Annotated in this window: 24 protein-coding genes; 17 read left to right on the top strand and 7 right to left on the bottom strand. The window is 42.3% G+C overall.

The window, feature by feature from the left end:
* Positions 1–39: 39 nt before the first annotated feature.
* Positions 40–1,113: a phage shock protein operon transcriptional activator gene (pspF, locus tag HCZ11_RS10420; RefSeq protein ID WP_130051002.1), complete on the bottom strand. Its 1,074-nt coding sequence runs from the start codon at positions 1,111–1,113 to the stop codon at positions 40–42.
* Positions 1,114–1,301: 188 nt separating this feature from the next.
* Here pspF and pspA point away from each other — a divergent pair, with 188 nt between their 5' ends.
* The 9 genes from pspA (at position 1,302) to HCZ11_RS10375 (ending at position 8,543) form a co-directional block, all read left to right on the top strand.
* On the top strand, positions 1,302–1,964 hold the full coding sequence (pspA, locus tag HCZ11_RS10415) for a phage shock protein PspA (protein ID WP_054553137.1): 663 nt from the start codon (positions 1,302–1,304) through the stop codon (positions 1,962–1,964).
* 57 nt (positions 1,965–2,021) lie between these two features.
* On the top strand, positions 2,022–2,255 hold the full coding sequence (gene pspB, locus HCZ11_RS10410) for an envelope stress response membrane protein PspB (RefSeq protein ID WP_036969793.1): 234 nt from the start codon (positions 2,022–2,024) through the stop codon (positions 2,253–2,255).
* Positions 2,252–2,653 carry an envelope stress response membrane protein PspC gene (gene pspC / locus HCZ11_RS10405; RefSeq protein ID WP_130051003.1) on the top strand — a complete coding sequence of 134 codons (402 nt, stop codon included), beginning with the start codon at positions 2,252–2,254 and terminating at the stop codon, positions 2,651–2,653. The genes pspB and pspC overlap by 4 nt, the downstream gene beginning before the upstream one ends.
* Positions 2,654–2,715: 62 nt before the next feature.
* Complete coding sequence (locus tag HCZ11_RS10400) at positions 2,716–4,128, top strand: YcjX family protein (RefSeq protein ID WP_167658383.1); 1,413 nt, start codon at positions 2,716–2,718, stop codon at positions 4,126–4,128.
* Complete coding sequence (locus HCZ11_RS10395) at positions 4,125–5,159, top strand: TIGR01620 family protein (protein WP_167658382.1); 1,035 nt, start codon at positions 4,125–4,127, stop codon at positions 5,157–5,159. Before HCZ11_RS10400 ends, HCZ11_RS10395 begins: the two co-directional genes overlap by 4 nt.
* 134 nt (positions 5,160–5,293) lie before the next feature.
* On the top strand, positions 5,294–6,475 hold the full coding sequence (gene megL / locus HCZ11_RS10390; protein WP_167658381.1) for a methionine gamma-lyase: 1,182 nt from the start codon (positions 5,294–5,296) through the stop codon (positions 6,473–6,475).
* A 226-nt stretch (positions 6,476–6,701) separates the two neighbouring features.
* Positions 6,702–7,499 carry a phenylalanine 4-monooxygenase gene (gene phhA, locus HCZ11_RS10385; protein ID WP_054553132.1) on the top strand — a complete coding sequence of 266 codons (798 nt, stop codon included), beginning with the start codon at positions 6,702–6,704 and terminating at the stop codon, positions 7,497–7,499.
* Positions 7,500–7,508: 9 nt separating this feature from the next.
* Positions 7,509–7,853 (top strand): 4a-hydroxytetrahydrobiopterin dehydratase, encoded by a 345-nt coding sequence (locus tag HCZ11_RS10380; RefSeq protein ID WP_036969771.1) that lies wholly within the window; start codon positions 7,509–7,511, stop codon positions 7,851–7,853.
* A 120-nt stretch (positions 7,854–7,973) separates the two neighbouring features.
* The gene (locus tag HCZ11_RS10375; protein WP_167658380.1) at positions 7,974–8,543 is read left to right on the top strand and encodes a hypothetical protein; all 570 of its coding nucleotides are present in this window, start codon (positions 7,974–7,976) and stop codon (positions 8,541–8,543) included.
* A 133-nt stretch (positions 8,544–8,676) separates the two neighbouring features.
* Here HCZ11_RS10375 and HCZ11_RS10370 read toward each other — a convergent pair whose 3' ends face one another.
* The 6 genes from HCZ11_RS10370 to map form a co-directional block, all read right to left on the bottom strand.
* Positions 8,677–9,753: an efflux RND transporter periplasmic adaptor subunit gene (locus HCZ11_RS10370; protein ID WP_130052260.1), complete on the bottom strand. Its 1,077-nt coding sequence runs from the start codon at positions 9,751–9,753 to the stop codon at positions 8,677–8,679.
* A gap of 11 nt (positions 9,754–9,764) precedes the next feature.
* Positions 9,765–12,875: an efflux RND transporter permease subunit gene (locus HCZ11_RS10365; protein ID WP_167658379.1), complete on the bottom strand. Its 3,111-nt coding sequence runs from the start codon at positions 12,873–12,875 to the stop codon at positions 9,765–9,767.
* 199 nt (positions 12,876–13,074) lie between these two features.
* Positions 13,075–13,473 (bottom strand): hypothetical protein, encoded by a 399-nt coding sequence (locus HCZ11_RS10360; protein WP_167658378.1) that lies wholly within the window; start codon positions 13,471–13,473, stop codon positions 13,075–13,077.
* A 153-nt stretch (positions 13,474–13,626) separates the two neighbouring features.
* On the bottom strand, positions 13,627–14,454 hold the full coding sequence (gene dapD, locus HCZ11_RS10355; RefSeq protein WP_167658377.1) for a 2,3,4,5-tetrahydropyridine-2,6-dicarboxylate N-succinyltransferase: 828 nt from the start codon (positions 14,452–14,454) through the stop codon (positions 13,627–13,629).
* A 9-nt stretch (positions 14,455–14,463) separates the two neighbouring features.
* Complete coding sequence (glnD, locus tag HCZ11_RS10350; RefSeq protein WP_130051012.1) at positions 14,464–17,082, bottom strand: [protein-PII] uridylyltransferase; 2,619 nt, start codon at positions 17,080–17,082, stop codon at positions 14,464–14,466.
* Between the two features lie 12 nt (positions 17,083–17,094).
* Complete coding sequence (gene map, locus HCZ11_RS10345; RefSeq protein ID WP_256854704.1) at positions 17,095–17,904, bottom strand: type I methionyl aminopeptidase; 810 nt, start codon at positions 17,902–17,904, stop codon at positions 17,095–17,097.
* A gap of 247 nt (positions 17,905–18,151) precedes the next feature.
* On the opposite strand from map, the gene rpsB reads away from it, so the two are divergent.
* The 8 genes from rpsB (at position 18,152) to rseP (ending at position 25,631) form a co-directional block, all read left to right on the top strand.
* Positions 18,152–18,880, top strand: a complete 729-nt coding sequence (gene rpsB, locus HCZ11_RS10340; protein ID WP_054562046.1) for a 30S ribosomal protein S2 — start codon at positions 18,152–18,154, stop codon at positions 18,878–18,880.
* Positions 18,881–18,983: 103 nt separating this feature from the next.
* Complete coding sequence (gene tsf, locus HCZ11_RS10335) at positions 18,984–19,835, top strand: translation elongation factor Ts (protein WP_130051014.1); 852 nt, start codon at positions 18,984–18,986, stop codon at positions 19,833–19,835.
* Between the two features lie 151 nt (positions 19,836–19,986).
* The gene (pyrH, locus tag HCZ11_RS10330; protein WP_130051015.1) at positions 19,987–20,736 is read left to right on the top strand and encodes a UMP kinase; all 750 of its coding nucleotides are present in this window, start codon (positions 19,987–19,989) and stop codon (positions 20,734–20,736) included.
* Positions 20,737–20,750: 14 nt separating this feature from the next.
* Positions 20,751–21,308 (top strand): ribosome recycling factor, encoded by a 558-nt coding sequence (gene frr / locus HCZ11_RS10325; RefSeq protein ID WP_054553121.1) that lies wholly within the window; start codon positions 20,751–20,753, stop codon positions 21,306–21,308.
* Positions 21,309–21,412: 104 nt separating this feature from the next.
* Positions 21,413–22,192, top strand: a complete 780-nt coding sequence (locus tag HCZ11_RS10320; RefSeq protein ID WP_130051016.1) for an isoprenyl transferase — start codon at positions 21,413–21,415, stop codon at positions 22,190–22,192.
* A gap of 22 nt (positions 22,193–22,214) precedes the next feature.
* The gene (locus HCZ11_RS10315; protein ID WP_130051017.1) at positions 22,215–23,081 is read left to right on the top strand and encodes a phosphatidate cytidylyltransferase; all 867 of its coding nucleotides are present in this window, start codon (positions 22,215–22,217) and stop codon (positions 23,079–23,081) included.
* A complete protein-coding gene (gene ispC, locus HCZ11_RS10310) occupies positions 23,078–24,277 on the top strand; it encodes a 1-deoxy-D-xylulose-5-phosphate reductoisomerase (RefSeq protein ID WP_167658376.1) in 1,200 nt (399 codons plus the stop codon). Before HCZ11_RS10315 ends, ispC begins: the two co-directional genes overlap by 4 nt.
* Before the next feature lies 1 nt (position 24,278).
* Positions 24,279–25,631, top strand: a complete 1,353-nt coding sequence (rseP, locus tag HCZ11_RS10305) for a sigma E protease regulator RseP (RefSeq protein ID WP_167658375.1) — start codon at positions 24,279–24,281, stop codon at positions 25,629–25,631.
* The last annotated feature ends 90 nt before the right edge of the window (positions 25,632–25,721 follow it).

Here is a 25,721-nt window from a genome sequence, read left to right as displayed (position 1 = left end):
CAAAGCAAGTAACGGTTTAAACACCTGATTAGCCTCTAACTATTGCTGCTGATCTAATAAATTGTATTTTTTCAAATAGCCACGTAATTGATGATACGTTAATTCTAAGTGTTCTGCAGTTTTCTTTTGGTTAAATTGACTATGTTCAAGCGCTTTTTTAATCACATCAATTTCAAAGTCATTAGACAGTTGCTTTAAATTGCAAGGAAATTGAATTTCAGGCTTACTCAGTGTCACCGCTTCTTGATTTTGTGTTGTTGTAATAGGCGCAGCTTCTACACTTGCAACTGGGACACTGCTCACTGCCGCTTTAACGCGCTGTTTAGGTCTATACTTACTCGCAAACGGGTCTAAAACAATCTGGTGAACGGGAATATGTTCGTTACCATGGCGATATAAACTACGTTCAACCACATTTTTTAATTCACGGATATTACCAGGCCATTCATAAGACTGAAGGGTTTCGATGGCGCTCCGAGTAAAGCCACTAAATAACTCCCATTCAAGATCACGGGCCATATTGATAGCAAATTGTTCTGCAAGTAGCATGATATCCTCTTGGCGTTCACGCAGTGGAGGCAGAGTAATAACATCAAAGGCGAGACGGTCGAGTAAGTCGCTTCTAAATTCGCCTTGCTCAGCAAGAGTCGGTAAATCTTCATTGGTTGCACAAACGAGGCGGGTATCGACTTTAACGGTTTGCTTACCACCGACACGTTCAAATTCGCCGTATTCAATAACGCGTAGTAGCTTTTCTTGCACCATGGCTGAGGTATTGGCTAATTCGTCAAGGAATAGAGTACCGCCGTTAGCACGCTCAAAGCGGCCTTCATGGCGTTTGCTAGCACCAGTGAACGCGCCACTTTCATGGCCAAATAATTCACTTTCAAGTAGATTTTCATTAAGCGCTGCGCAGTTAAGCTTTATATAGTTTTGTTCCCAACGCTTAGATAAAAAGTGCAAACGCGCAGCAATGAGCTCTTTACCCGTACCGCGCTCACCAATAATCAGTACAGGTTTTTCCAAACTTGCTAGTTGTGACACTTGATCAAGTACACTTAAGAAACTGTCAGATTGGCCGAGTAAATTATCCTGTTGGCGAAATTGGCTCATATTCCCTAACTCTTAGTCATTTTTACTAAGATCTAGTGTATTTCATTATCTTCGAGAACTAAAGAAATTTATAAATTTAGTTTAACTGTTTGAATATATTAGGTTATTCTAGCTTTATAAAAGTTGGCAAGCATATTGATACTAGATATACCAACTGATTAAGTTAAAACACCAAAGAGGTAAATGTTATGGGAATTTTTTCACGTTTTGCAGACATCGTTAATTCTAATATCAATGCCATCTTAGATAAAGCAGAAGATCCAGAAAAAATGGTTCGCCTGATCATCCAAGAGATGGAAGATACATTAGTAGAAGTTCGCTCTACATCAGCAAAAACACTTGCTGAGAAAAAAGAGCTAGTACGTCGCGTTGAAACTTTGAAAGTTCAAGTTGCAGACTGGCAAGAAAAAGCTGAATTAGCACTAAGTAAAGACCGTGATGATTTAGCACGCGCAGCACTGATTGAAAAGCAAAAGTCAGCAGACGCAGTAGCTGCAGTTGAAACTGAGCTTGAACATGTAGAATCTCATATCGAGAAGCTACAGCAAGAAGTAAGCACGCTACAAGAGAAGCTAGCTGATGCAAAAGCGCGTCAAAAAGCAATCATCTTACGTCAGCGTTCTGCTGAATCGCGTCTTGAAGTTAAAAAAGCACTCGACAGTTCTAAAGTTGAAGACGCTTTAAACCGCTTCGAACGTTACGAAACTAAGATCGATGGTCTAGAATCACAAATAGAGTCTTATGATCTTGGTAAAAAATCATTAGCTGACGAAATTGCTGGTCTTCAGCAAGACGAAAAGATTGATGATGAGCTAGCTGAGCTTAAGAAAAAACTAGCAGATAAAAAATAATAAATGGGGGCGTGTCCCCCAATGCTTAAACACATAACGGATTGACAGGAGAGTACCATGTTCGACGCAGAAGTTTTGATGGCACCCATTATTGTTTTTATGGTGGTTGTTGCCCCACTTTGGCTAATTTTACATTACCGTAGTAAAAAGCAAGTGAGCCAAGGTTTAAGTGAACACGAACATCGCCAGCTGTTAGAGCTTGCACAAAAAGCAGATAAAATGGCAGAACGTGTTGAAACATTAGAAGCCTTACTAGATCAAGAGGCTCCGCAGTGGAGACGTAAAGTATGAGTACCAAACGCGAATTATTTAGAGACGCAGAGCGCGGTAAAATAGCTGGCGTGTGCGCAGGTATCAGCGACTACTTTAACATGGAGCTTTGGCTGGTACGTATTTTAGTCGTGACAGCAGTGCTATTATCAGGTGGTCCATTTATTGTTGTTGCTTACATTGCTGCTTGGTTTATTTTAGATAAAAAACCAGTAGAAAAAACAGAGAAAAGCACAGACAGCATCCATCAAGACCCGCTTGAAGTAAAGTTTAAAGTATGGCAAAAAGGGGAACCACCTCGCCGTGCATTGCAAGACTTAAAAGATCGTCTTGCTCGAGTTGATGGCCGTTTACAAGAGATGGAACGCTATGTCACATCAACAGAATTTACGGTTAGCCGTGAAATCAACAAACTTTAAAGGACATATACGCACCTTGTTTGCATCCTGATACCAAGCGCAAATAAGGTGCTAGACACTTTATGAGCCAATCATTTGCAAAAAACACCTTTAATTCGTTAAAAAATAAAGCGGAAAAAGCCCTTCATCGTAGTTTAGATCAACACGTGAAGTTAGCCGTCACAGGGTTAAGTGGCAGCGGTAAAACCGCGTTTATTACCGCCTTGGTTAAACACTTAACCAGCCAAGCTGACGATAAAAACTTACCTTTTTTTGATGTGATGCGTGAAAAACGCCATATCGCTACAAAAATAGTGCCGCAGCAAGCACTGACAATTCCTACATTTGAATATACTAATGCATTATCAGCGTTATTACCTGCTGAAGGTGAGCCTGCATGGCCTGCATCCACTGAGCGTATAAATACTTTACGTTTGGCAATTAAATACCAAAGTAACTCGGGGCTGCGTGGTCACTTTGCTCCGCAATCAACACTTTATTTAGATATTATTGATTATCCAGGTGAGTGGTTACTTGATTTGCCAATGCTAGAGCAATCCTTTGCTGATTGGTGTGAATTACAATATTCACTGTTGCAGCAAACAGCGCGTAACGAAAAGGCTAAGCCATTTTTAGCAGCCCTCGCTGAACTTGATTTATCAGCCAGTGTTGATGAGAGCAAGCTTGCTGATGTCGCTGCGCTTTACCAGCAGTTATTGGTTAGCCTTAAACAAGATACCAAACTTGCTATGCTACAACCTGGGCGCATGCTAATGCCCGGTGAGCTAAAAGGAGCACCGTTACTGCAGTTCTTCCCGGTTGCGAGTGTGCCTGACGATATAACCGAGGGGTCAAATTTAGCGCATCTTAAAAAGCGCTATAAAGCCTATGTAAAAGAGGTTGTAAAACCTTTTTACGAGCAGCATTTTCGTCATTTTGACCGACAAATTGTGCTGGTGGATGTGCTCAGTGCCTTGAATGAAGGTAGCGAAACGCTGCATGAGCAAAGCCGTGTTATTAACCAATTACTGGCGCACTTTAATTATGGTGAAGCAAGCTTCTTTAAACGTTTGTTTAAACCAAACATCGACAAGCTACTGTTTGCGGCCAATAAGTCAGATCATATTAGTGCTCAGTATCACAAAGATTTAGCACTGTTGCTTGATTCAATCGTGCATGACCAAACGAATCACTTAAAGTTCGAAGGTGTGCAAATCGAAACCATGGCAATGTCATCTATCTGCGCAACAGAGCCGCGCCAAGTGGCTGAAAAAGGCCAGCAGTTAGCTTGTATTTATGGTAAACCTTTGGGCGAGCAAGAATGGCTAACGTATTTACCGCCTCAGCCACCATCACGCCTTCTCAACAAACAAGAGTGGCCAAAACAAGGCTTTGAGTTCTTATCGTTTTCGCCACTGCCATGTCCTGATAAACGGTTAAAGCATATTCGTTTAGATCATGTCATGCAGTACCTGATAGGAGACAAACTAACATGAGTGAGCAACCTAAGGAGATGAGTTTTCAGGCTGGTCGTCGTATTTCAAGCTCAGCAAGCAATGAGGCTCCTACAAAGGAGTTAACCGTTGCAAAAGTCATAGAAAACGCAGAATTTATCGACACAGAGGACGAACTGCAAGATAGCATTGAACTTGAGCCTGTGTATAAAAAGTCAAAGTGGCAAACCTTAAAAGGGGTGTTTGTTGTTAGCTTTTTAGTTTTAGTGTTACTTGAGTTTGCAATGTCATTATTTGTGACGTTCCAACAATCGATTATTTTAGGTTCCGTCTATTTAACAGCTGTTCTCAGTGGTGTGCTACTGATTGCCCGTGTTATTTGGCGCGAGTACCGCATGTTGAGAAGTTTAAAGCGCAATCAATTGCATCGAACCGAGGCTGACCGCTTACTAAACAGTGAGCAAGTAGGTGAAGCACTACCATGGCTTGAAAAGCTTAATAAACATCAGGAACTGACTGGGTTTGAAGAGTTTAAGCAGCAAATAGCAAGTCATCATACAGATAAAGAAATCATGACATTATACGCTGATAGTTTATTGGTGAGCCAAGATCAACAAGCGAAAAAACTGATTAACCGTTTTGCTACTGAGTCCGGTTTATTGGTTGCGCTAAGCCCGCTGGCTTTAGTCGATATGATGGCAGTTTTATGGCGAGGCACTAAGTTAATTGAACAAATTGGCCGGATCTACGGTATTGGTTTTGGTTACGCAAGCCGTATTAAGTTGTATCGTTTATTAGTGAAACAAGTGCTGTTTGTTGGTAGTGCAGAGTTAGTCTCAGATTTAGCGGCAACGGCACTGAGCGCTGAATTATTGGGAAAATTGTCGGGGCGTGCAGCACAAGGGCTAAGTGCAGGTATTTTTACCGCGCGTATAGGTTATAAAGCAATGGAGCTTAGCCGCCCGTTACCTCGCTTAGAGCATAAGCGTAGCTTGCTAAAAGAAACTGCCAATAGTATTGCCCGTAAAATTGCCTCACGCACGAGCGATAAAGAGACCGAAAATACAAAATGACAACTTTTGTGTACAGTTAATAAAAACTGCTGAGTGATATTTAGCCATCTGAGCATCCGGCATGCTTGTGCATCTTGGGTATCTACGTTTTATTTATGAGTATGAAGTACTGATAATAAAAACGAGAACACACAATGACTAAGCATCACTTACATACACAATGTATTCATGGTCCAGAAAAACCAAATGACCCACATGGCGCACTGAGTGCGCCACTTTACCAAACCTCTACCTTCTCTTTTGCTAATGCCGCCCAAGGTGCAGCCCGATTTGCTGGTGAAGAGCAGGGCTTTATTTATACCCGTTTAGGTAATCCGACAACCCAAGAGCTAGAACAGAAAGTGGCTCAGTTAGAAAACTGTGAAGCGGCTGCTGCAACGGCTACAGGTATGGGAGCAGTGTCTGCGTCTATACTTAGCTTTTTACAACAAGGTGACCACTTAGTGGCATCAAGCGCGTTATACGGCTGTACCTTTGCATTTTTTGCTCACATGCTGCCGCGCTTTGGTATTGAAGTCACTTTTGTTGATATGACCAACGAAGCTGAACTTCGCGGGGCGGTAAAAGCAAACTCAAAAATGATTTTTGCAGAAACACCAATTAATCCGACCATGGCGGTGCTTGATCTAAGTTTAATTGCCGATGTTGCCAAGCAGCATCAACTGATAAGCGTTATCGACAATACATTCCTAACTCCATTGCTACAGCAACCGACCTCGTTTGGCATTGATATTGTGGTACATAGCGCAACTAAATACCTAAATGGCCACGGTGATGTGGTGGCAGGGCTAGTTTGCGGTACAGAAGAGCATATCAATTTGATAAAAATGACGGTGCTAAAAGATATTGGTGCAACGATTAGCCCGCATGATGCATGGTTAATTAATCGTGGTTTAAAAACCCTAGCTGTGCGCATGGAGCGCCACTGCGCGAGTGCTCAAGTTGTGGCTGAATATTTAGAGCAACACCCGCTAGTAAGCCAAGTTTATTACCCGGGGCTTAAATCACACCCGGGTCACAAATTTATTGGCTCACAGATGAAAGCTGCTGGTGGTGTTATAGCCTTTGAAATTAAGGGCAGCCTCGAAGATGGCGAAACATTTATAAATAACACCCAGCTTTGCACGCTTGCGGTTAGTTTAGGGGATGCTGAAACCCTTATTCAACACCCGGCATCGATGACACATTCGCCTTATACACCTGAAGAAAGAGCGGCTGCTGGGATTAGTGATGGCCTAATTCGATTATCTGTTGGTCTAGAAGATGTTAACGATATTATTAACGATCTTAAAACTGCATTTACATTCATCGGATAGGTTGTAATTATAAGTTTACGACAATACCTTCTTTAATCCCTTTAAATATGGGGTGTGTAAACTTTTGGATCCTTTGCTGTAATTTAATGTTTACGTTAAGGCTGTTTCTGCAAACCTCGGAAACAGCCTTAACTATTAAAATTTCGCTTACTTTTACATAGTATCGACTTAACAAGTTAATGAGATTCTGATCAATGCTGATCAAGATTTAACGAAGAAGGTTATTATGGCTAAAGCAAGTAATTACACCTCCAAGCAACCTGATGAAAATGGGGTTATCCATTGGAGCGAAGAAGAAAATAAAATATGGTCAGAGCTAGTTGCTCGCCAACTCGCTTGCATAGAAGGTAAAGCCTGTGATGAATATTTAGCAGGTCTTAAGAAAATTAATTTACCAACAGATCGTATTCCACAACTTAGTGAACTCAACGAAGTGCTACTCGAAACAACGGGTTGGCAAGTTGCGCCTGTTCCGGCACTGATCGATTTTGATGAGTTCTTTCGATTATTAGCAAACAAGCAGTTCCCAGTAGCGACTTTTATTCGCAGCCGTGAAGAGTTTGACTACTTACAAGAGCCAGATATCTTCCACGAGATTTTTGGTCACTGTGCTATGCTTACCAACCCAGCATTTGCTGAATTTACACACAAATATGGTCAGTTAGGTTATGCCGCTGAAAAGAAAGATCGTGTTTATTTAGCACGCCTTTACTGGTTTACTGTTGAGTTTGGTTTAATGCAAACCGAACAAGGTCTGCGAATTTATGGTGGTGGTATTTTATCAAGCCCAGGCGAAACACAATATGTGTACTCAGATAAGCCAGAAATCAATGCGATGAACGTGCTTGATGTATTACGTACACCTTATCGTATTGATATTATGCAGCCTGTGTACTACACCATTAACTCAATCAATGACTTATTTGATATTTCACAAATGGATATCATGTCGCTGGTGAGTAAAGCAAAAGAATTAGGGCTACATGAGCCAAAGTTTCCTCCTAAAGAAAAATTAGCAAGTTAAGGATTTATAATGTCTTCATTAAGCACACAAAAGTGTGAAGCGTGTCGTGCGGATGCGCCTAAAGTATCTGATGCTGAATTAGCAGAATTGATCAAAATGATCCCAGACTGGGTTCCAGAAGTGCGCGACGGCATTATGCAATTAGAGCGTGTTTACAAGTTTAAAAACTTCAAGCAAGCACTTGAGTTCACTAATAAAGTGGGCGATATGGCTGAAGAAGAAGGCCACCACCCAGGTCTGTTAACCGAGTGGGGTAAAGTAACCGTTACTTGGTGGAGCCACTCTATCAAAGGGTTACACAAAAATGATTTTATCTGTGCAGCTAAAACAGACGATGTATTCGCTGCACTGTAAATTTTAAGTTCTGCCCAGAACGATAAAAGGCGTAACCTCAGGTTGCGCCTTTTTGCTTTTTTAGAGCCCAAGAATTAACATTAGGCTCTTATCTTTGCGAGAACACTAGAAAAGTAAATAATGAAAAACAAAGCGCTTATTCTGCCATTCCTACTCATTTTACTGCCCTTAATTGATAGCTTGTTTATCCCGCAAACATTTGGCATGCAATGGCATAGCCCTAAGCTGATGTATCAAATAGGCGTAGCGCTGATGATTGTAAAGCTCACTATGGTTGCCATCGGGCTTTGGTTATTACTCAAAGCAAAGCGCCTTTATATGGAAGCCAGTAAATCGACCCGTATGCTTAAATTTTCAGTATTTTTACTCGGCGGCTTACAAGTTGTGATAATGACTGCAATATGCTTTTGGTATTTAGTAGCGGGCACGCAAGCGAAACACTTTATGCTGCAAGATAACATTGCTGTATTTACCGCTGATTATGGCGTATTTGCCCCGGTACATCATGAGTTTTCATTTATATGCTTTGATGCCAATGGTTTTTACCATATGCAACCAATTGCCCAGCTACCTTGGCTTGGAACCTTTACTTTTACTAGCCAAGATTCACGTTTGATCATTCAACATAAAAACCAAAGCGGCGCGAATACTCAAGAAATTTCATTAAAAGGGTATGGCTGTTTGCAATAAAGCGGGAAGGTGTTTGGCGTTATGAGCTGTATTTTTTTTCAAAGAAAACAGTATTGGGATTTATATTGTCGAAACTGCCAGCTCTGAAAATATCCTCTAAAGCTGGCAGTCTATTTCTTACATGGCTTACTTGCTATTGCTTTACCTGAACTTCGACTTCTTGCCCGGTTTGTAGTTGCTCGGCGCCGCGCACTGCAACTTTATCGCCCGCATTTAAAGCGATGTTAGAAGTCGGGGTGACTTCAACAAGTTTATCTTTACCATTACCTACTTTTACGGGAACTTGCAGGGCTTTGTTGTCGTTGTCGATTTTGACGATATGGGTGCCTTTTTTGCGTAAGATAAGCGCATCGCGATTCACCAGTAGTACATCCCCTTTGCTTTTTAGTGGCACGGCTACATCAACCAGTTGGCCAATCGCCCATGTTTGCTCGGCGTCTCTTGGTAGTAGGGCGCGTACTTCTACAGTTTGTGAACGCGGATCGGTTGATGGGATCACCGCTGTTACGGTAGCTGTTGTCATATCAGGGGCTGATAAGTCGCCGGCTTGAATTGGTAACTCTATGCCTTTGTGTAAAAACTTTAAGTATTTAACAGGCACGTACAAACGCACTTCTAAGTTATTAATATCGAGAAGGGTGACCAGTTCATCAGCACGATTTATTTCGCGGCCAGCGCGTTTAAAACGCTCGCTGATCACGCCATCAAATGGGGCGCGAACGGTTGCACGGGAAAGCTGATCGTCTATCACTTTTAATTCAACCTTAGCCAGTGCGATATCAGATAACGCAAGGTCATGCTTATTTTGCATATCATCAACTTGGCTTGCTGCTGCACTGCTGGCTTTGGCGAGTTTTTGTAAACGAGCTAGCTCTTGTTGATATAAGCGTAAGTTTATTTTGGCGCGATTGAGCATTTCTTGCTGACGTGCTTTTTCAAGCTCAAGCGGTAAGGTATCCATACGTACGAGGGTGTCGCCACTTTTAACCAGAGTACCTGGCTCAACAACATATAATAAACGGCCGCTAACGCCTGCTGTTAGGGTTACATCATCTTTGCCATACAAAGTGCCACTGACTTCAATTTCGCTTGTCAGTGGAGCTTGTGTGACAGTTTCTACAGTAACCGGCACGACTGCAAAGGCATTAAATGCGATAAGGCTTATTAGCGCACAAAAGCGAGCGGTTAATTTACGAAAAGGTGTGTTCATTGTTTTAATACTCATTGATTCGATACCAAGCTTAAAGGCGTTTTTTCTGGTTGCTGTTTGTTATTAACGGGCGGCAGTTGTCTGCCAAGTTGCAATAAACTTGGCATTAATATCAAGGTGAATAGGGCACTAATGGCCATGCCACCGACAATCACAGTGGCAAGGCCACGGTAAATTTCTGATCCTACCCCCGGCATTAGCATCAGTGGCAGCATGCCAAATAAGCTGGTTAAGGTACTTAAGTAAACGGGTCGTGCGCGCAGTAGCACAGCTTGGCGAACAGCGTCTTCTCGGCTGAGTCCTGCAGCCATCGCGACACGGGTTTGGTCAACCAACAAAATGGCATTATTTACCACCAGACCGAGCAAGATAATAAAGCCAATCATGGTCAGTAAGTCGAGCGATTGGAAGGTAAATAAGTTAAGCACAAATAGAGCCAGTACACCGCCTGCAATTGCCAATGGCATGACCAGTAAAACTAACGCGCTATCTTTGGCTGACTTAAACAATGCGGTCATTAGCAAGAATAAAATAAACAGAGCCAAGATAAAGTTGATTGTCATCTCTTGCATGGCTGAATTCATCTTTTGTGCATTACCTGCCAAAATCGCGCCGGAGCTGTCGGGCAAACTTGCACGTACTTTTGGCATAACTTGCTCAGAAAGAATGGTTTGTGCTTGCTGCAAACTCATATCTGCTGGTGGTGTGACAACAATACTCACGGTACGGCGGCCATTAACACGTCTAAGTTGGGTTGGTCCCACGGTGCGTTCAATATTGGCAAGCTCGCCTAAGGTTTGAATACCTGAACGCGGGGTCACAATAGGAAGTGCTTTAAGCTCCTCAGGTGTTTGCCACGGAATACCGCGCAAAATTACATTCATGCGTTCGTTGCCATCAAAGTATTCATTAACAAATAACCCACCTGTGTAGGCTTGCACTGCTTGAGATACATCACGACGAGTTAGCCCAGCTTGGGTTATACGACGGTCATTGGGTGTGAGTCTAAGTTCTGGCTCTGCCATATCGAGTCGTGGTTGTGGCCTGGCTGTGGCGTTCGGCATAGCTTCGGTGACAGCTTGTAGCGCCACATTAGCACCAGCGATTAGCTCGTCCATATTCGGGCCTGTTAAATCTATATTGATATTACGACCATCACCGCCATTGGCCACTTGGATCATCGACCCTCTAAAGAAGAATACTTGGGTGTCGGGTAAATCAATGAAAATTTCTTCTCGGGCTACTTTCATTAATTCTTCAACGCGTTGTGGATCGGCAGAATAAATAAAGCCGCCAGCATTAGAACCAAACGCATAAAAGTTAAAGTCTTTAATACCCGGCTCTTTTTCGCCTGTGTAATAAGGCATTAAGCGCTTTTTGATACGCATCAGTAGCTCTTCTTCCATAAACTGCACATTGCCGCCAGGCGGGGTATTCAAGTTAAAGAAAAAGCCATCGGTTGGTGCACGCGGCATAAAATCAGTTTTCGGGAGCATGGTCATGGTCGCGACGAGTGAGCCACCTAATAACGAAACAATCCATACTATTTGTTTCACGCGGGTATTGGTAAGCGCCATGATGAAGTTAGTTAGCTTGTGCCAATATTCACGATAAGGATCTGCTTTGAGCTCTTTGTCTGGCCAAAAGTGGTTAGCCAACGGAATAAGTGTAATTGCGCAAATCATAGAGGCAATTACAGCAATGGATAAAGTGAGCGCTAAGTCAGAGAATAACTGCCCTTCAATACCTGCCATAAATAAAATAGGCAAGAAAATAGCAACGCTGGTGGTGGTTGAAGCAAATAAAGCGCCTGTTACTTGAGCAGCGCCTTTTAGCGCGGCTTTTTTACTATCAAAGCCTTCGCTTCTGAGTCTTGCGATGTTTTCTTGCACTATGATGGCGGCATCAAGTACTAAGCCTACAGCAAAGGCAAGGCCCGCCAGTGAAATAACATTTAAGCTGCGATCAAAAATATTCAACGTTAAAAACGCAACTAACAAAGAGACAGGAATTGTCGCTGCAATCACAAACGTGGCTTTTAAGCCTCTAAAGAACAGCCACAAGATTAAACACGACAGCAAAACACCTAGGCCTAAGTTACTTTTAACCAACGACAAGGCATTACGAATATGCACAGAGGCATCAAAACTTAATTCAATCGATAAGCCATTTTCGGCCAGCGGCCCTTCGTTGAGCTCTTTAATGGCAAGGTTAATGTCGTCAAGTAGGGCAACGGTATTGGCTTCGTTAGCGCGCGAAATACGAATGTAATACGCAGGTTTACCGTTTCGGCCACTCATTCCTAAACGGTCAGAAAAAGTGCGTTCTACACTTGCTATATCGCCAAGGTAAATGGGTCTGTCGCCTGAATAGCCAACGCGCATTTGTGCCATGCTCGATAAATCATATTGCCCCGTAAAGCGTACTGTATATTGACGACGGCCAACATTAGCTAGGCCACCGGAAGTATCGCGTGAGCTGGCTAATACATTACTGATTTGGTCAAGGCTGACGCCCAGTGCGGCGGCTTTGTGAGGGTCAAAGGTAATACGTAATTCTTTTGGTCGTTCACTGGCTAAATCAACACGGGCAACTCCAGATATACGTGCCAAACGGGGCTCAACAAATTCATCGATTTGTTTTTGGAACTGCGCCATGTCTAAATCAAGGCTGTCGCTATTAAAGTCTTTCGGGGTGACCAGTAACGTTGCTGCGGCTTCACCATTATTACCGCCAGCAAATACCACAGGATCAAATGCATCTAATGGCAGGGGCGGCGCTTGGTTAAGGCTAGTTAACACATCAAGCATTGCCTGCTGCATGTTTTGCCCAACAGCAAAAGTCAACGTGATAGAGCCATTACCACGGTTAATGTAAGTATTAACCTCTAGCGCACCCGGGGTGTTTTTTACTGCGTTCTCGAGCGGCTCAATGATCACCGATTCAATCTCTTCAGGCGCAGCTTGGCGCCAGCCAGAAAAAATAGTGATCTGCGGCTGCTCAATATCTGGTGTGAGCTGAATTGGCAGCTTAAAAATGCTCAACATGCCAAACAACATAATCAACACCAAGATGACAATAACACTCGCAGGGTTTTTCAGCGAACTACGTGTCAGATTCATTGTGTGTGTTCCAAAATCAGTTTGTGTGCATTGTAGTGCGATGTAAAAAAAGTGCCAGTGAGGTAAAGGAAATGTATGTCAGAAGTAACGCTGAATGGCCTTAATTACGCGATAAAATGTGTATTTGAAATAAGATGTAACAATTTAACAAGGGGAGCTTTAAGTTTTAAGCCCTAAGCTTTAACTAAAAAGCCTGAAACTAGTCGGCAGTATCTTCTCGAAGCAGGTTGGTAACGTTTTGCTCAAACACACGTTTTACTTCTGCACTGTAGTTATTGTGGTCATTAATGGTGATAAAGGGATTAGTGAAACTAACATCGCAGAAAGTTGTATAACACTGGATTTTAACAGCAACTCGATCTGGGGTTGCAAGGCTATCTAGGGTTGTTTGTAATGCATCAAAAACATATTCTTTGTGAACGTGTGATGTTAAAGCAACTTCAAGTTTTTTGACCTCAACGCGATGTGAATTTGTATCTGTTACAAACAACTCGTATAGGTAGCTACGTGATACAAACAGCAAGATTGCCACAAGATAGAATAATCCTGTGTAATAAAATAACTCTGTGTGGGTAAAACTCCGAAAAGATTTAAACATTTCCACTATTATTTTGTTTGTTTTTTATACTAAAACATATTTTTGAGCGTATCTCAATAAACTAGCTAAAAATCACTGCATTACAGATAATAAAAAAGCGCGAAACTAGTTAGTATCGCGCTTCTTATCTCTAAAACTTAAAGCTCAGTCTTGTTATTCATCAATCGAGCGAAGTAGGGCATTAATACCTACTTTTTCACGAGTTTGTTGATCAACTTTTTTCACTATGATGGCAGCGTATAGGCTGTGTGAACCATCTTTTGATGGCAAAGAACCTGGAACAACAACCGCACCGGCTGGTACTCGGCCGTAATGGATTTCGCCAGTTTCACGGTCATAGATACGTGTGCTTTGGCTGATGTAAACACCCATTGAGATAACCGCGCCTTCTTCAACTACAACGCCTTCAACAATCTCAGAACGCGCGCCAATAAAGCAGTTGTCTTCGATGATAGTTGGGTTTGCTTGAAGTGGCTCAAGTACGCCACCAATACCTACACCGCCCGATAAGTGAACATTTTTACCAATTTGAGCACATGAGCCAACCGTTGCCCATGTATCAACCATGGTGCCTTCATCAACGTAGGCACCAATATTGACATAAGACGGCATAAGCACCACGTTTTTACCTACAAAACTGCCTTTACGTGCAACAGCATTAGGCACAACACGCATACCGCCTTGTTGAAATTGTTCTGGTGTATAGTCGCTAAATTTAAGTGGTACTTTGTCGTAAAACTGATTAACACCATCGTTCATTGGCTGGTTGTCACGAATACGGAAAGACAGTAGCACTGCTTTTTTCAACCATTGGTGTACAACCCACTCACCGCTGATTTTTTCAGCAACACGAGCAGCGCCGCTATCAAGTAATTCAAGCGCATCGATAATAGCTTGTTTTACTTCACTTGATACCGTACTCGGGCTGATGCTATCGCGGTTGTCCCAGGCGTTTTCGATCATGGTTTTTAAATCTGACATAAGATCCTCTTATTCGGTTTCTGCGTTGAGTTTTTTACGCAATGCTTGATGAATTTTAGCTTGTTCTTCGTCTGTTAATGCTTGGTATTCGTTATTTGATACCACGAAGAAATCTTCTGCACGCTCACCAACAGTGGTGATCCGTGCGGCATGAATATGTAATAAGTGTGCTTGAAAAACTTCAGCTATTTTCGTCAACAGACCCGGAATATCCACCGCTTGAATTTCAATTAAACTGCGATCTTTACGAGCATGTGGTCTAAGCACAATTTTTGGTTTGATATTAAAGTCTTTGAAGCGCTGTGAGCGATTCTTCTTAAAGCGAATTTTCTTTTTCGGGTCGCTAATAGCAAGATCTAATGCACGTTTAATGCCTTGTGCTCGATTACTCGCAATAGGGTCACCATTGACCTCTAAAATAACAAAGCTAAATAGCACGTAGCCGTCTTTCGTAGTCAAAACTTGTGCATGTTGAATTTGCGCTTTTTTCGAACCAATTACACTGACTAAACGAGAGAATAAACCGCCTGAGTAAGGGCTGTAGGCAAAGACTTGCGTACCGCCATGCATTGCAGTGTTTGAAACTGCAACGCTTGGTTGGCTTAAATCATCACAGCTCAATAAGTGCTCTGTATGCCATGAAATTTGCTGTTCACTAAAGGCTGTAAAGTAGTTAGCTTTAAAGCGGCTCCAGATTAAGTCGATTTGATCTTCGTTACAGCCATGATTCAATAAGCGCTGTTTGGCTTGCTGCTTTTTATCACGTATCTGGTCACGTTGGTCCATCGGGTTTTCAAGCCCTAAACGAAGCGCGCGCTGGGTGTGTAAATAAAGCTCACGAAGTAGGGTGTTTTTCCAATCGTTCCACAAATTATCATTGGTTGCGCGAATATCAGCTAAAGTTAAGCAATATAAGTAATCAAGCTGGCGCTCATTTTTTACTTTACTCGCAAAGTCTTTGATCACATCTGGGTCATTTATGTCTTTACGTTGCGCTGTAACCGACATAAGTAAGTGATTAGCCACTAACCACGAAATTAGCTTGCCATCTGATGCTGGGAAGCGGTGTAGCTTAGCAAATGCGATTGCATCAACCGAGCCCAGTTCTGAGTGGTCGCCACCACGACCTTTCGCAATATCATGGAAAATACCAGCTAAATAAAGTAACTCAGGCTTATCCATACGAGTGACAATTTCACTGCATAACGGAAATTCGCTGACTTTTGATTTATCAAAATACTTATAAATATTGTTGATTAGTTTATGGGTGTGCTCATCCACTGTGTAGGCATGAAATAAATCAAATTGCATTTGCCCGAAGATATTACGCCACTGCGGTAAGTAGGCGGCAATAATGCCGTGTTTATGCATTAGGGTAAATGCACGACCCATACCGTTAGGATGCTTTATTAGGCGTAAAAATGCCTCACGACAAGCGGCGTAATCTTGTAAATCACCTAGTAAACGACGGCGAACTTGACGCATTGTGCGTATGGTACTTGGGTAAATATGGGTGATCTCTGGGTTATCAGCAATGTGTTCGAACAACACAAATAGCTGATCACGGCGGAAGAATACCGATGGATTTTTAACACGAATTTGATGGCCAATGCGCTCAAAGTTACGGTCAAGTTCAATCACAGGTAACTCACCTGCACCCGGTAAAATGCTTTGCTCAAAGTATGAAAGCAGCATTTGGTTAAGCTCACGTACGCGGCTCATGATCCTAAATAAGCGTTTCATCATGCGCTCGACCGAGGCTTTACCATCACTACCAAAGCCGAGAATTTCTGCGGCATGAGGTTGATGATCGAACAACAAACGGTTTTCAGAGCGACCCGCAGCGATGTGCAGCGCAAAACGAATGTTCCAAAGGTTTTCTAAACATTCAGACAGCTCTTGGTATTCTTCGTGAGTAAGATAGCCGTGATTTATAAGTTCTTGTAATGTTTCGGCTCTAAAGTGCTTTTTAGCAACCCAAATAATGGTCTGTAGGTCGCGCAGGCCACCTGGGTTTTCTTTGATATTGGGTTCAAGGTTATAAGCCGTACCATGGCATTTTTTATGGCGTAAACTTTGCTCTTGAACTTTTGCCAAAAAGAATTCGTCTGAGCGCCAAATAGGCGTATCAAGCAGGTGTTTTTTTAGTTTTTCGAATTCGATATGATTACCGAAGATTAATCGGCTTTCGAGTAAGCTGGTGGCAAATGTCACATCTTCGCGTTTTTGTTCTAATGCTTGTTCTATCGTACGAACACTATGACCAATCTCTAAATTAAGGTCCCATAGCATGGTAACGAACTGACCAATTTTTTCACACACAGCTTCACTTGGTTGCTCGCTAACTAGCAGCATAAAGTCGATATCGGAGTAGGGGTGCAGTTCGCCTCGACCATAACCTCCCACAGCAATCAGGGCTAGGTCACTTTCGTGAGCAAGGTTGTAATCGTGAAACAGTTTAATTAATAAGCGGTCGATAAACTCAGCACGGGCATTAATTAAGTTGCTAACGGGTTGTTTTGAGAATTCGTTCTGTAGCCATTTATAAAAATAACTAGAACAGTCGCGATAATCGCTAAGTTGCTCAGCTTGGCTGAGCAACTTTTTTACTTTATTGGGTAATGCCACAGGGGCTGGCTCCTAGTGTTCGATGATCCTGTCGATAGTATCATCTGATCGGAGCGTTAAAATTTCAACACCATTTTCAGTCACTAACAGTGTATGTTCCCACTGTGCAGACAATGAACGGTCTTTTGTTACTACAGTCCAGTTATCTTTTAGTAGCTTACATTGGCGTTTACCGGCATTAACCATAGGCTCGATTGTTAAACACATGCCTGCTTTTAATACTTCGCCAGTACCTGCTTTGCCATAGTGCATCACTTGCGGCTCTTCGTGGAATTCAGCGCCAATGCCGTGACCACAGTATTCGCGAACGATTGAGTAGTTAAAGCCTTCAGCGTATTTTTGAATTGCAGCACCGATATCACCTAAGCGTACGCCTGGTTTTACCATTTTAATTGCAAGGTATAGGCTTTCTTGGGTAATTTCAGCAAGGCGTTTACCTTGAATATTAGGTGTACCAACGTGGAACATCTTAGATGTATCACCGTGATAGCCATCTTTGATCACAGTCACGTCGATATTCACGCTATCGCCTTCTTTAAGCGGTTTGTCATTTGGAATACCGTGACAAATTACATGGTTCACTGAGGTGCAAATTGATTTTGGGAAACCGTGATAATTAAGCGGTGCTGGAATAGCATCTTGAACATTGACAATATAATCATGACAAATTGTATTTAGTTCATCTGTGGTTACACCTGGCACCACATGCGGTTCTATCATTTCTAGTACCTCGGCGGCTAAGCGCCCGGCAACACGCATTTTTTCGATTTCTTCAGGGGTCTTGATCACAGCACTCATTGAGGCTCCAAAGTTGTTTTTCAGGTCAGTTTTTAGTGCACAAATTTTGCACTAGACGTTGAGTTTTCAATTTTAATATGGTATAAAGCGCGCCGTCTTTTTACAAATAAATTCTTAACTGATTTTTTGTATTTAAGGCAAACACAATTTTATTTTAACACACACACGTATCGTCACATACACTTGGGTGCACTTAAGTTACAAATTAACTGCGGTGTTGGTGCTATGGGATATGTGGAGGCCTAACCCTAAATTATAGAGGATTATACAAATGGCAAACGTTTCAATGCGCGATATGCTTCAAGCTGGTGTTCACTTTGGTCACCAAGCACGTTACTGGAATCCTAAGATGAAGCCTTTCATCTTCGGCGCTCGTAACCGTGTTCATATCATCAACCTAGAGCAAACTGTACCAATGTTCAACGAAGCACTTAAGTTCTTATCGAACGCAGCTTCTAACAAAGGTAAAGTACTTTTCGTTGGTACTAAGCGCGCAGCAAGCGAAGCAGTTAAAGAAGCAGCGATCCAAAGCGAGCAGTTCTACGTGAACCACCGTTGGTTAGGTGGTATGTTGACTAACTGGAAAACAGTTCGTCAATCAATCAAGCGTCTTAAAGATCTTGAAGCGCAAAGCCAAGACGGCACTTTCGAGAAGTTAACTAAGAAAGAAGCGTTAATGCTTACTCGTGAAATGGAAAAGCTTGAAAAGAGCCTTGGTGGTATCAAAGACATGGGCGGTCTTCCTGACGCGCTTTTCGTTATCGATGCAGACCACGAGCACATCGCTATCCGTGAAGCTAACAACCTAGGTATTCCAGTTGTTGCTATCGTTGATACTAACTCTAACCCAGACGGTGTTGATTACATCGTTCCTGGTAACGACGATGCGATCCGTGCTATCCAACTTTACACAGGCGCTGTATCAGCTGCGATCACTGAAGGTCGTGAGAACAACATCGTTGCTCAAGCTGAGAAAGACGACTTCGTAGAAGCTGAGTAATTAGCTGTCATCAAGTCTTCATCTAATTAAGGTGAAGACTTGTTATTCTTGTTAAGCGGCCTATACCGCTTCCCTATAACAGAATTCAATTGAGGATATTCTAATGGCTGTAACTGCTGCCCTAGTTAAAGAATTACGCGAGCGTACTGGCGCTGGCATGATGGATTGTAAAAAAGCGTTAACTGAAACTAACGGTGACATCGAGTTAGCGATCGAAAACATGCGTAAGAGCGGTGCTGCAAAGGCTGCTAAAAAAGCAGGTAACATCGCTGCTGAAGGTACAATCTTAATCAAAGAAGGTAACGGTTTCGCTGCACTTCTTGAAGTTAACTGTCAAACTGACTTCGTTGCTAAAGACGCTAACTTCCTTGGTTTCGCTAACCAAGTTCTTGACGCTGCTGCAGAATCTAAAGCAGACATCGACGCACTTAAAGCACAGTTCGAAGAAACTCGTGTTGCTCTAGTTGCTAAAATCGGTGAAAACATCAATGTTCGTCGCGTTGAGTACATCGACGGTGACAAACTTTCTTCTTACCGCCACGGCGACCGTATCGGTGTTGTTGTAGTTGGTGAAGCTGACGAAGAAACACTTAAGCAAGTTGCTATGCACGTAGCTGCGTCTAAGCCTGAGTTCGTAAACCCAGAAGACGTACCAGCTGACGTTGTAGAAAAAGAAAAAGCAGTTCAAATCGATATCGCGATGAACGAAGGCAAGCCTGCTGAAATCGCTGAGAAAATGGTTATCGGTCGTATGAAGAAATTCACTGGTGAGATCTCTCTTACTGGTCAAGCTTTCATCATGGAACCTAAAAAATCAGTTGGCGAAATTCTTAAAGAGAAAGGCGCAACTGTTTCTAACTTCATCCGTTTAGAAGTTGGTGAAGGTATCGAGCGTAAAGAAGAAGACTTCGCTGCTGAAGTTGCTGCTCAAATCGCTGCTGCAAAAGGCGAGTAATTTTCTAACTTAGTGACGTAGGCCAATTAGATGAAATTAATCTGTTATTAGCTTTTGCGTCACTGATGAAAATTCTTTAAAATAACCGCGTTTTATGTGTAACCATAGCGCGGTTATTTTTTATCTCATTACTAAGGCTGGCCCAAATATTATGACTATCAATCGTAAACCTATTTTTAGACGTGTTCTTCTTAAACTTAGCGGTGAAGCATTAATGGGAGACGAAGGCTTCGGCATCGACCCAAAAGTACTTGACCGTATGGCTCAAGAAATTAAAGAACTTGTAGAGCTCGACGTAGAAGTAGGTTTAGTTATCGGTGGCGGTAACTTCTTGCGTGGTGGTTCATTAGCAGAAGCGGGCATGAACCGCGTAGTAGGCGATCACATGGGTATGCTTGCTACTGTAATGAATGGTTTGGCAATGCGTGATGCACTTCATCGTGCATTTGTAAATTGTCGTTTAATGTCAGCTATTCCACTTAACGGTGTATGTGATGCTTACAACTGGGCAGAAGCTATTAGCCTATTAAAATCTGGCCGCGTTGTAATTTTCTCAGCGGGTACAGGTAATCCATTCTTCACGACTGACTCAGCAGCGTGTCTACGTGGTATTGAAATTGAAGCAGATACTGTAATCAAAGCGACTAAAGTTGATGGTGTTTACTCTGATGATCCAGTGAAAAACCCAGAAGCTACACTATATCGCCACTTAAGCTACAATGAAATCATTGATAAAGAGCTTAAGGTTATGGATTTAGCTGCATTTACGCTGGCGCGTGACCACAAAATGCCATTAAGCGTATTTAACATGAATAAATCAGGCGCGCTTAAGCGTGTTATTATGGGCGAAGATGAAGGAACGCTTATCTCTTCACAAGCCTCAGATGAAACTAGCAAATAGATTAGGATTGAACCGTGATTAACGATATCAAAAAAGATGCGTCAGAACGTATGCAAAAAAGTGTTGCGGCACTAGGCAGTCAATTATCTAAAATTCGCACAGGCCGTGCGCACCCAGCATTACTTGATGGTATTCAAGTGTCTTACTACGGTGCTGACACACCATTAAACCAAGTTGCTAACGTAACAATTGAAGACTCACGTACACTTGCAATTAGCGTGTTCGACAAGTCATTAGCGCAAGCAGTAGAAAAAGCGATCATGGCTTCAGATTTAGGTTTAAACCCGATGTCTGCAGGTACAGTTATCCGTGTTCCACTTCCTCCACTTACAGAAGAGCGTCGTAAAGACCTAATCAAAATCGTACGTGGCGAAGTTGAAAGCGGCCGTGTTGCTGTACGTAACATCCGTCGTGACGCAAATGGCGACATTAAGAGCTTATTGAAAGAAAAAGATATTTCTGAAGATGAAGCACGTCAAGCAGAAGACGAGATCCAAAAGCTTACAGATAAGTTCATCAAAGAGATGGATGCACAATTAGCTGCAAAAGAAGCTGAGCTAATGGAAATCTAATTGCTGCTGTTTATCTTTCAGACACTGATTCTGTAAGTAAACAGGCGCAACTAAATTTATTAGTTTTGAAACGCCGTCTAGGGTATACTAGACGGCGTTTTTTTATGGAATACTCGATATTTATGGTTCTTAACGCTGATAAAATTTCCCAGCAAAGTTTGCCTAAGCATGTCGCTATAATCATGGACGGCAACGGACGTTGGGCACAAGCGAAAAATCGCCCGCGTGTTTACGGACACAAAAAGGGCGTTGATGCAGTTCGTCAATCAGTGCAATTTTGTACTCGCTTAGGTATACAGTCGTTAACACTATTCGCATTTAGTAGCGAAAATTGGCGACGTCCAGAGGACGAAGTAAATACGCTTATGGAGCTGTTTTTATTCGTACTGGGCAAAGAAGTTAAAAAGCTTCATAAAAATAATGTAAAGCTAAACATAATTGGTGATTTATCACGCTTTTCAGAAGGTCTGCGCGAGAAAGTTGATGCAGCCCATGAATTAACTCGTAATAATACGGGTCTACAGTTAAACGTGGCAGCTAATTATGGCGGACGTTGGGATATCACTAACGCCGCAACAATGCTTGCAAAAAAAGTCGCAGCCGGTGAAATGGCCGCAGAAGATATTACTGAAGAGCTCATGGCCGAACAAATGAGTATGGCCGATCAAGGTGAACTTGATTTAATGATCCGCACCGGTGGAGATTTACGCATCAGTAACTTCCTTTTATGGCAAGCGGCTTATGCTGAGCTTTACTTTACTGATACGCTTTGGCCAGACTTCAATGAAGCTGCATTTGCTGACGCTATCGCATGTTACGTTGCCAGAGAGCGACGATTCGGTTGTACAGGCGAACAAATAAAACAATTACTCGCCGAGACCTAATTACTAGTTGAAGGTACACACATTGCTAAAACAACGAATTTTAACCTCGCTCGTGTTGGCACCACTTGCACTTATTTTGGTTTTTTATACCCCATTAACACTATTTAGTTATATCGCCGCCGGTATTGTTTTACTCGGTGCATGGGAATGGTCTGCATTTATGGGCCTGTGCGATAAAGTTAAACGTTTTGGATTTGTTGCAGCAACAGCGGCATTTTTGGCATTACTTAACTGGCATTGGCCAATAGAATCACTTTGGCAAAATGGTCAATTAGTGGGTGATGCAAATTATTTATTTACCCTGTCATTTGCTTGGTGGATTGTGGCAACTTACTTAGTTTGGCGCTATCCAGCAATGGCAAAAGCATGGAATGAAGGTATTGTGATGCGCGCCATAGCAGGGTTTTTAACTTTAGTACCGCTTTGGCTTGCACTAAATACACTGCGTAGCGCAGGTTACAACGAGTCAACACATTTTGGTTCAATGCTGATTTTAGTTGTGCTAGGAATTGTATGGAGCGCTGATATTGGTGCTTACTTTACCGGCAAAAATTTTGGTAAACGCAAGTTAATGCCAAAAGTAAGTCCTAATAAAACGATAGAAGGTTTATTAGGTGGGGTCGTGGCCTCAGTTATTTTTGTCTTAATATTTTGTCACTTCACTAATGTTGATATGAGTGTTTGGCCCATCTATGCGGTGATGACTGCATTTATCGCATTATTCTCAGCGGTAGGTGATTTACTCGAAAGCATGTTCAAACGAGAAGTTGGTTTAAAAGACAGTGGCTCATGTTTACCAGGTCATGGCGGTATTTTAGACCGTATCGATAGCCTTACCGCAGCTGCGCCTATTTTTGTACTTTGCTACGCATGGACACTGAGTTTATGAGCAAAATAGAGCAACTTGTCGTATTGGGCGCAACTGGTTCAATCGGTTTAAGCACCTTAGATGTTGTTTCTAGAAACCCAGAGCGTTTTGCGGTTTTTGCATTAGCAGCCGGTAAAAATGCCGATCAAATGGCTGAGCTGTGTATCGCGCATCAACCTAAATTTGCTGTCATGGCTGACCAACAAGCCGCTTCAGCACTTTCGAACTTACTCGCTAACAGTTCATGTAACACACAAGTGCTAGCGGGTGTTGAGGCTATGAGTGAACTAGCTGCTCATGCAGATGTTGATACTGTGATGTCAGCTATAGTTGGTGCTGCAGGTCTGCTCCCGACTTTAAGTGCGGTTGAAGCTGGCAAAAAAGTGCTGTTAGCAAATAAAGAATCTCTAGTCATGTCGGGTCAGTTGTTTATCGATAAAGTTAAACAGCATGGCGCAACTTTGCTGCCTATCGACAGTGAACATAATGCTATTTTCCAATGTATGCCAGCATCACTACAAAATGCGTCGGGCTTACTGGCTGACAATGGCGTGAGTAAAATTTTATTAACTGGCTCTGGCGGTCCTTTCTTAAAGCGCGACATAGCTACGTTATCATCAGTAACTGTTGCACAAGCGGTGGCTCATCCTAACTGGTCAATGGGACAAAAGATTTCCGTTGATTCAGCAACCATGATGAACAAAGGCCTCGAGTTTATTGAAGCTAAGTGGTTGTTTAACTGCCATGCTAGTGATATTGAAGTGGTAATTCACCCACAAAGCATTATTCACTCTATGGTGCAATATCAAGATGGCTCTGTGCTTGCGCAAATGGGTAATCCTGATATGCGCACTCCTATAGCGCATGCTTTAGCATTTCCTGAGCGCGTTGATGCAGGTGTAAAACCTCTCGATTTTTCACAAATGGCGGACTTTACTTTCACCAAGCCTGATTATGCGAGATACCCTAATTTAAAACTCGCAATTGATGCGTGTGAAATGGGGCAAGGTGCAACTACTACAGTAAATGCAGCTAATGAAATAGCTGTTGCTGCATTTTTAAATGGTCAAATAGGCTTTACGGATATTTACCGAATCAACGCAGAAACACTCAATGCTACACAAGACATTAACGTGCAAACACTTGAAGAGATTTTAGCTTGTGACCAAGCGGCACGCCTAAAGGCTACTGAGTTTGTAAAAAGAGGCTTCGACTAGCATGTTTGATTTTTTCTGGAACCTTGGTTCATTTATCCTTGCGCTTGGTATTTTAGTAACTGTACATGAATATGGTCACTTCTGGGTCGCTCGTAAAGCAGGTGTTAAAGTACTACGTTTCTCGATTGGCTTTGGTAAGCCATTGATAAAATGGTATGACAAACACAAAACAGAATATGTGATTGCGGCGATTCCATTAGGTGGTTATGTCAAAATGCTTGATGAGCGAGTTGACGAAGTTCCGCCAGAGCAGCGTCATTTATCATTTAATGCCAAATCAGTTAAAGCACGTATTGCTATTGTTGCTGCAGGTCCGATGGCGAACTTTTTATTTGCTATTTTTGCCCTTGCAGTGATGTATATGGTGGGCGTACAGTCGTTAAAACCTGTCGTTGGCGAGGTCTCGCAAGGTAGCCGTGCAGCTGCTGCCAATATTGAACCAAACCAGCAAATTATCAAAATCGGTGAAGACGATATCAACACTTGGCAAGATGCAACATTCTCGCTAATGAGCCGTTTAGGTGAACAAAGTGTTGTGGTAACGCTTCGTGACCAGAATTATCAAAAACATGTACGTACACTCAACCTAGATGGCTGGAAATTAGATCAACAAGATGTTCCGCCATTAACCTCAATTGGTATTGTACCATTTCGCCCTAAAGCACTTTTACAAGTGGCCATGATCAGTAAAGGTTCGGCGGCTGAGGCTGCTGGCTTACAAGTTGATGACAAAATCATTGCCGTAAATGGTGAAAATATCAGCAGTTGGACCAAGTTAGTTTCACTAATTCAGCAATCACCTAACAAATCCTTACAATTTAGTGTACAAAGGCAAGATAGTATAAAAGAGCTAATAGTGACGCCACAAAGCAGAACTAATGATGCTGGTGTTTCACAGGGCTTTCTAGGTGTGTCTCCGGTGGTTGAGCCATGGCCAGAAAACTATATTGAAACTAGACATTATGGCCCTGTCGATAGTATTGTGCTGGGCATACACGAAACATGGCGTTTAATTACTCTTAGTTTTGATATGATTGGTAATTTAATTACCGGTCAGGTATCGGTTAAAAATTTAAGTGGTCCGGTGGGCATTGCAGTTGGTGCGGGAACTAGCGTAAGCTATGGCTTGGTTGCATTTTTAAGCTTTTTAGCATTAATCAGTGTAAACCTTGGCGTATTTAACTTATTACCGCTGCCAGTGCTAGATGGTGGGCACTTAATGTATTACATAATTGAACTTTTTCGCAAAAAACCGGTCTCTGAAAAGACGCAAGAATTTGGTTTTAAAGTGGGGGCCTTGCTGCTTCTGTTTTTAACATGTTTCGCATTGTTCAATGATGTATCGCGTTTATAACAAATAAGCGAAAAATTCCAATTTGAACACGATTGTAAAACACCGCAAAAGTTAAATTTATAAGGTGTTGAGCGGTAATACAGTTGTAAA

It is taken from the genome of Pseudoalteromonas sp. HF66, from assembly GCF_011806445.1.
Lineage (GTDB): Bacteria > Pseudomonadota > Gammaproteobacteria > Enterobacterales > Alteromonadaceae > Pseudoalteromonas > Pseudoalteromonas apostichopi.
Note: the sequence above shows the minus strand (reverse complement) of the source record. Positions and strands in the feature narration are given on the sequence as shown.